General features: G+C 73.4%; 5 protein-coding genes and 1 pseudogene. 5 read left to right on the top strand and 1 reads right to left on the bottom strand.

The window, feature by feature from the left end:
• The 3 genes from ACFFCN_RS17835 to ACFFCN_RS17825 all read left to right on the top strand — a co-directional run.
• Positions 1–1,439: PD-(D/E)XK nuclease family protein (locus tag ACFFCN_RS17835; RefSeq protein ID WP_375493845.1), on the top strand; the 1,439-nt coding region annotated here is incomplete at its 5' end.
• The gene (locus tag ACFFCN_RS17830; protein WP_375493843.1) at positions 1,436–4,717 is read left to right on the top strand and encodes an ATP-dependent helicase; all 3,282 of its coding nucleotides are present in this window, start codon (positions 1,436–1,438) and stop codon (positions 4,715–4,717) included. The genes ACFFCN_RS17835 and ACFFCN_RS17830, both read left to right, overlap by 4 nt.
• Positions 4,718–4,819: 102 nt before the next feature.
• Positions 4,820–4,969: a hypothetical protein gene (locus ACFFCN_RS17825; protein ID WP_375493841.1), complete on the top strand. Its 150-nt coding sequence runs from the start codon at positions 4,820–4,822 to the stop codon at positions 4,967–4,969.
• A 13-nt stretch (positions 4,970–4,982) separates the two neighbouring features.
• Here the strand turns inward: ACFFCN_RS17825 and ACFFCN_RS17820 are convergent, their stop codons facing one another.
• A complete protein-coding gene (locus tag ACFFCN_RS17820; protein ID WP_375493839.1) occupies positions 4,983–6,107 on the bottom strand; it encodes an FAD-dependent oxidoreductase in 1,125 nt (374 codons plus the stop codon).
• Between ACFFCN_RS17820 and ACFFCN_RS17815 the strand changes: the two genes are divergently transcribed.
• Together ACFFCN_RS17815 and ACFFCN_RS17810 are read left to right on the top strand one after the other, a co-directional pair.
• On the top strand, positions 6,106–7,539 hold the full coding sequence (locus ACFFCN_RS17815; protein WP_375493837.1) for a M20/M25/M40 family metallo-hydrolase: 1,434 nt from the start codon (positions 6,106–6,108) through the stop codon (positions 7,537–7,539). The genes ACFFCN_RS17820 and ACFFCN_RS17815 overlap by 2 nt on opposite strands.
• A 26-nt stretch (positions 7,540–7,565) precedes the next feature.
• A pseudogene (locus ACFFCN_RS17810) lies at positions 7,566–7,715 on the top strand (insulinase family protein); the annotation flags it as partial.

The raw sequence follows: 7,715 nt of genomic DNA, 5'->3' as shown, positions 1-7,715 counted from the left end.
GCGACCTCGCCGCGGTGCGCGAGCGTTTCGCGACGGCCGCGGACTGCCCCGCCCGACTGCCCGGCGCGGCGCCGCGGCAGGGCCTCGACCACGTGCGCGCGCAGCAGATCCCGGGCGACACGTTCCGCGGCACGCGGGTCGAGACCGACGCCGTCTCAATCCTGACCGCGCATGCGAGCAAGGGCCTGGAGTGGGATCTGGTGTGCGTCGCCGGCGTGCAGGAGGGCACCTGGCCGGACCTGCGCCGGCGTGGGTCGCTGCTCGGCGGCGAGGAGCTCGTCGACGCCGTACGCGGCATCGACGTGCCCGGTGGACCGTCGGTCGACGCGCAGCTGGCCGAGGAACGCCGGCTGTTCTACGTCGCGGCCACCCGGGCGCGTTTGCAGCTCGTGGCCACCGCCGTCGCGGGCGACGAGGAGCAGCCGTCGCGGCTGCTCGACGAGCTGGACCCGGTCGAGTCGCCGCGCGCGCCGGCTCAACCGATCCGCGGCGTGCACCTGCCCGGCCTCGTCGCCGAGCTGCGCGCCGTCGTCTGTGCCGATCCGGACACCGTGCGCTCGAGCGCGCGCACCGCGGCCGCCGCGCAGCTGGCGCGGCTCGCCGCGGCGGGCGTGCGCGGCGCCGACCCCGACCAGTGGTGGGGGCTCTCGCCGATCTCCACCGAGGACGCCGTGGCCGATCCGGACCGCCCGGTACGCATCAGCCCGTCGCGGGTCGAGTCGTTCCTGACCTGCGAGCTGCGCACGCTCATGGCCGATCTCGGCGTCCGCGACGACGAAGCCGTCGCCGCGTCGCTCGGCAACCTCGTGCACGATCTCGCGTCGCAGGCGCCGGACGACCAACCGCTGGCCGAGTTCGAGCGGCAGCTGCACGCCGTCTGGGATTCCATCGACTTCGGCGCGTCCTGGTTCGCCGACAACGAGAAGGCCCGCGCGACGATCATGCTCGAGCGCCTCACCGGCTGGCTGCGCGACAGCCGCACGCGGTTGCAGCGGCTCGCCGTCGAGGAGGAGTTCACCGTCACGGTCGGCGACGCGCAGCTCAGCGGCCGGGTCGACCGTCTCGAACGCGACGAGCAGGGCCGGCTCGTCGTCGTCGACCTCAAGACCGGCAAAAGCAAGCCCGGCGCGGCCGAGCTGCCGGAACATCCGCAGCTCGGCGTGTACCAGCTCGCGATCGAGCACGGCGCGTTCCCCGACGACGGCGCGGTCGCCGGCGGAGCACTGCTCGTGCAGCTCGGTGCCGGCGGTCCGGTCGAGCAGTGGCAACCGCCGCTGGCGCAGGCTGACGACCCGCAGTGGGCGCGCGCCGCTGTCGATCACGTCGCGCAGCGCATGCGCGGTGCCGAGTTCACCGCGCAGCTGAACTCGCGCTGCCAGACCTGCGACGTGCGGACGTGCTGCCCGCTGCAGGTGCAGGGCCAGCAGGTTGTTTCATGACAGCTCTGACCACCGCCCAGGTGTCGCCGACCGAACTGGCCGCCCTGCTCGGCCTGCCCACGCCGACCGACGAGCAGGCAGCGGTGATCGAGTCCGGGCTGGAGCCGGCCGCGGTGATCGCCGGCGCGGGCTCCGGTAAGACCGAGACGATGGCCGCCCGCGTCGTGTGGCTGGTCGCCAACCGGCGCGTGGCACCCGGCGAGGTGCTCGGCCTGACGTTCACCCGCAAGGCCGCGGCCGAGCTCGGCGCCCGCATCCGTCGCCGGCTCGCGCAGTGGCGGCGCGTCGTCGAGCAGAACGCGCCGGACGACGTCGAGCACCTGGCGCAGCTCTACGCGAGTGAGCCGACGGTCTCCACCTACGCCGCCTACGCCGGCCGGCTGGTCGGCGAACAGGCGCTGCGCGTCGGCGCGGAACCGGATGCGCGGTTGCTGTCCCCGGCGTTGCTGTGGCAGATCGCCGACACCGTGGTGCGGCGCTGGGACGGTGAGCTGCCGGACTTCCGGGCCATCGGGTCACTGGTGCACTGGATGATCGCGATGTCCGGCCAGTTCGCAGATCATCTCGCCGACCCGGATGCCGTCGAGCAGTTCTGCACGCATGCGCTCGAGCACTTCTTCGCGCTGCCGAAGGGCCCCCGCGCGCGCAGTGAGATCCCGACCGGCACCGCCGACTACGTCATGGCGCTGCGGCAGCGGCACGCCCTCGTGCCGCTCGTGCGCGAGTACCAGTTCGCGAAGGAGCGGCTCGGCGCCGTCGACTTCGGCGACCAGATGCGCCTCGCCGCGCAGCTCGCCTGCCTCGACGAGGTCGCCGCGCTGGAGCGCGGACGCTTCCGCGCCGTCCTGCTCGACGAGTACCAGGACACCGGGCACGCGCAGATCGTCATGCTGCGCGGGCTGTTCGGTGACGGTCATCCGGTCACCGCCGTCGGCGACCCGTTCCAGTCGATCTACGGCTGGCGCGGTGCGAGCTCGGGCAATATGGCGGCGTTCGACATCACGTTCCCGCGCGCCGATCACACGCCGGCGACGCTCTTCCCGCTGGCCACCAGCTTCCGCAACGACCGCGCGATCCTCGATGCCGCGAACGCGGTGGCCGTCCCGCTGCGCGCCACCACCCGCACCGAGCCGCTGCGCCCGCACGCCGGCAGCGGTCCGGGCCACGTCGCGGCGGCATTCGTCGAGACCGTCGACGACGAGGCGGCCTGGGTCGCGCAGCGCATGCGCGAGGCGTGGGACGCGCTGCCCGACGACGGCGAGCGCACTGCCGCGGTGTTGGTGCGGCGGCGCACGCAGCTGCCGGCGCTGGCCGAGGCGTTGCACGATGCACAGCTACCGGTCGAGATCGTCGGGCTGGGCGGGCTGCTGACCACGCCCGAGGTCGTCGACGTCGTCGCCACCCTGCGCGTGTTGGGTGACCACAAACCGGGCGGCGCCCTGATGCGGCTGCTTACCGGCGCGCGGTGGCGCATCGGCGCGCGTGACCTCGCGGTGCTCAACCGGCGGGCTCGTCACCTAGTGCGCGGCGGCCCCGGTGCCGGCGACGCAGCCGGCGACACACTCACCGAGGACGAGCAGCGCGAGCCGATCAGCCTCGTCGAGGCCATCGACGACCCGGGGCCGCTCGGGCACTATTCATCCGCCGGTGGCCCGCGCATCGCGCGACTGTCCGAGGAGCTGCGCCGGTTGCGTCGGCGGCTCACCGCGCCGCTGGCCGAGCTGGTGGCCGACGTCGAGCACGTCACCGGAGTCGACATCGAGGTCGCCGCCCGGGCCGACCGCGCCCACGTCGGCCGCGTGCATCTGGACCGCTTCCTCGACGTCGCCGCGCAGTTCGCGGCGGAGGCCGGCGACAACAGCCTGCGCGCGTTCCTCGCCTACCTCGAGGCCGCCGAGGACGAGGAGAACGGCCTGGAGGCGGGCGAGGTCATCGTCGCTACCGAGCGGGTTCAGCTGCTGACCGTGCACGGGGCCAAGGGCCTGGAGTGGGACGTCGTCGCGGTGCCCGGCCTCGCCACCAAGCTCTTCCCCGCCGAGCCCAGGAGCCGCAACTGGACCAGGACGCGCCAGGAGCTGCCGGGCCCGCTGCGCGGTGATCGCGACGGCCTGCCGGAGCTCGATGTCCGCGCCGCGCAGTCGCGGGTCGAGATCGGCCAGCTGCTCAAGGCGCACGACGACGAGGTCAAAGAACGGCACGAACACGAGGAGCGCCGGCTCGCCTACGTCGCGCTCACCCGCGCCCGCTCGACGCTGCTCGTCAGCGGCTATGCATGGGACACCACGACCAAAGCGCGCGAGCCCTCGCCCTACCTGCGTGACGTTTGCCAGTCCGTCGAGCCGGACGAGTGGTTCGAGCCGGTGCCGGACGCCACCAATCCGCGCACCGTCGAGCCGATCACCGCCAGCTGGCCGGTTGATCCGCTCGGCGTCGCGCCGGGCACCGCGTCCGGGCGGCGGGCTGCCGTCGAGGCGGGGGCGGCGCTGGTGCGCGACGCGGGCCGCGGTCAGCCCGCGCATGCCGGCGCCGCGCTGCCGCTGCCCGGCATGGAGCTGTTGGCCGGCGGCGCCGATGGCGACGGGCTGACTGCACGTTGGACGCACGACGTCGACGTCCTGCTCGCCGAGCGGGAGCGGCTCGCGCTCGGCCCCACCGTCGACGTGCCGTTGCCGGCGCAGCTGTCGGTGTCGCAGTTGGTGCGGCTGCATGCTGATCCCGACAAGCTCGCGCAGTCGTTGCGTCGCCCCCTGCCGCAGAGGCCGGAGCCGACGGCTCGCCGCGGTACCGCCTTCCACGCGTGGCTGGAGCAGCGCTGGCAGACGCAGGCGCTGCTCGACGTCGACGAGCTGCCCGGCGCGGCAGACGAGACCGTCGAGTCCGGTGATCTTGCCGAGCTCGCCGAGCTGCGCGACGCGTTCGAGCGCAGCGTGTGGGCGCAACGCACGCCGGCCGAGGTCGAGGTGCCGTTCGAGATGACCGTCGCCGGGCGGGTGGTGCGCGGCCGGATGGACGCCGTGTTCATCGAACCCGACGGCAGCTGGTTGGTGGTCGACTGGAAGACCGGGAAGCCGCCCACCGGCGCGAAGGCCGCGGCCGACGCGGTGCAGCTGGCCGCATACCGGCTCGCCTGGGCGCGGCTGGCGCAGGTGCCGGAGGACGACCTGCACCGGGTGCGCGCCGCGTTCCACTACGTACGCGAGAACGCGACTGTCGAGCCGGCTGCCCTGCTCGACGCCGATGCCCTGCGCGATCTCGTCACCGGCCAGGTCGGGACCTGACCGAGCGGTCACCGGGAACGGCCGGTCTGCGCGCGGCTCCCGGCCCCGCGTCGGGCGGATGCATAGGTGTGGTCGCGCAATCGCCAACTATCCGTCGCTGCGGTGAAGAAAAGTTGGCGGTTGCGCGAGGAGCTCATTGCCCCCGCTCGTGCCGGGCGGGGTTCGGGGCGCCGACGCGGCGTCGACTTCTGCCGCCTGGTGTCCTACCGCGGCACCGGCACCGGGCTGCTCACCACGTTCGTCCCGTTCTAAGCGACGGCCTCGGTCAGAGCGAGACGGCGCCGGGGCGCGCCGTGTGGTGCGTCGCGAGCCTGAACCGCGACGGCACGGACGACCCGTCGCCGAGGACGAGTTCGGCGACGTATTCGCCGACCAGCGGCGCGAACTTCGCGCCGTGCCCGGAGCACGGCGAGCAGACGACGACGTCGCCGACGCGGTCGAGCAGGAAGTCCTCGGTCGGCGTCGCCGCGTACAGGCAGGTCGTCTCGCCGCGCGGTTCGGGCGTGAGACCGGGCAACCACGTCCACACGTAGTCGACGATCTCGGCACGTACGTCGGCATCGACCGGGCCAACATCACCGGCGGCGACGACCGGTCCCGGGTCGTGCTTACCGATCTTGCGGTCGTCGGTGCTGCCGCCGTCGCGGCCACCGGCCAGGTGGTAGACGGCTCCGCCACCCAGCTCGTGGATCGTGCTCGGCCACGGCGCATCGGCGGCTGCGCGCCGCGGGAAGTGGAACACCGACTGCCGCGTCACCGTGATCGGCGGCAACGTCACGACATCACGCAGCAACGGCGACACCCACCCGCCGGCGGCCACCACGACGCAACGCGCCGGCAGCAACGTGCCGTCGGCCAGCAGCACCGAATCGTCGTGCACGGCGCGCACCGCGGCGCCGGTCCGCACGTCCGCGCCCGCGAGAGCCGCGAGCCGCAGCATCGACGTCACGGCAAGGTCTGCGTCGAGCGTGCCGCCCTGCCCGTGGAACAGGACGTCGCCCGTGAAGCGCATGCCGGGGAACCGGTCGGTGGCGGCCGCGGCGGAGAGCACCTCGTGCGGCACGCCGGCGTCCGACAGCAGCGTCGCGACGAGCGGCACGTCGCGGCCCGGGCCGAAGTCGAGCGCCCCGTGCAGCCGCAGCAGCTGCGCATCCGCAGTTGCGGACACCTCGTTCCACAGCGCGAACGCGGTGGCGGTCAACCCGACGTAGAGCGGATCGCCGTACGCGCGGCGCACGATGCGCGCGCTGCCGTGCGAACCGCCATGCGGATGACCGGGCAGGTACTGCTCCAGCACGGTGACCGGCACGCCGCGGCGCGCGAGCGAGTACGCCGACGCCGCGCCCATCAGGCCGGCGCCGACCACCACCACGGGCGCGGAGCCGACCATGCGCGGGAGGCTATCGTCGCCAACCGTGAGCGCCGAACGTGACTTCATCGCCGAGCACCGCGACGACCTGCTCGCCGACCTCGACCAGTGGCTGCGCATCCCGGGGATCAGCGCGCAGCCCGAACACCACGACGACGTGCGCGCCAGCGCCGAATGGTTCGCCGACGCCGCGCGCCGCACCGGCTTCCCGACGGTCGCGGTGTGGGACGACGGCCCGTGGCTGCCGGCCGTCTACGCGCACTGGCGCAGCGATGACGCCGACGCGCCAACCGTGCTCGTCTACGCCCACCACGACGTGCAGCCGGTCGACCCGCTCGAGCTGTGGCACACCGACCCGTTCGACCCGACCGTCGACGGCGATGTGCTGCGCGCCCGCGGCGCGTCGGACGACAAGGGTCAGCTGCTGTTCCACCTGCTCGCGGTGCGTGCGCACCTGGCCGCAACGGGGCGCACGAGTCCCGCGGTCAACCTGACGTTCATCGTCGAGGGCGAGGAGGAGTCCGGCTCGCCGCACTTCGAGGAGCTGCTCGCGACGCATCGCGACGAGCTCGCCTGCGACGTCGTGGTGGTCACCGACACCGGGATGATCGCGCCGGACGTGCCGAGCACGGTCACCGGCATGCGCGGCATGGTGTCCGCGACGGTGAACTTCCACGGCCCGGACCTCGACCTGCACTCCGGCGTGTTCGGCGGTGCGGTGCCCAACCCGGCCACCGCGATCGCCCGCCTGGTCGGTGCGTTGCACGACGGCCATGGCCGGGTGCAGGTGCCCGGCTTCTACGACGACGTCCTCGAACTGACCGACGACGAGCGCGACCTGTTCGCCAAGGTGCCCGACGACGCGGCCGACTTCCTCGGTGTGGCGCAGTCGCGCGCGCTGTCCGGCGAGCAGGGCTTCAGCACGCTGGAGCGGATCGGCGCGCGGCCGACGGCGGAGGTCAACGGCATCGCCGGCGGCTACCAGGGCGCCGGGCACAAGACGATCATCCCGAGCGACGCGTTCGTCAAGCTGTCGTTCCGGCTGGTCGCCGACCAGGATCCGGCGAAGATCACCCGCGGCGTGCAGGAGTTCGTGCGTGCGAACACACCCGATGGCATCACCGCGGACGTCGAGTTCGAGGGTGACGGCGTGCGGCCGTGCCTGGTGCCGCTCGGCACGCCCGCGTACGAGGCGTTGAGCGGCGCGATCAGCGAGGCGTTCGACGGCGCGCAGGTATTGCCGACGCGCGAGGGCGGCAGCGGACCCGAGGCGGGGCTGCAGGCCGCGGTGCAGGCACCGCTCGTCTTCCTCGGCGTCGGGCTGCCCGACGACCAGATCCACGCGCCGAACGAGAAGGTCACCGTGCCGATGCTGTTCAAGGGCGCCGAGGCCGCGGCACTGCTGTGGTCGCGGTTCGCCGCCGTCGGCCGGTCCGCGCTCACCGGCGGCTGACCGCGCGCTGATCGCGCGTGGTTAGGGTGGGTTGCGTGCCTCGTCTGCCCGCGCCGTCGTTCGATCTCACGCATCACACGCTGGACAACGGCCTGCGGGTGGTGCTCGCGCCGGACCGCTCGGCGCCCGTCGTCGGCGTCGCTGTGCTCTACGACGTCGGCATCCGCTCCGAGCCC

The organism is uncultured Jatrophihabitans sp., assembly GCF_964246335.1.
Lineage (GTDB): Bacteria > Actinomycetota > Actinomycetes > Mycobacteriales > Jatrophihabitantaceae > Jatrophihabitans.
Note: the sequence above shows the minus strand (reverse complement) of the source record. Positions and strands in the feature narration are given on the sequence as shown.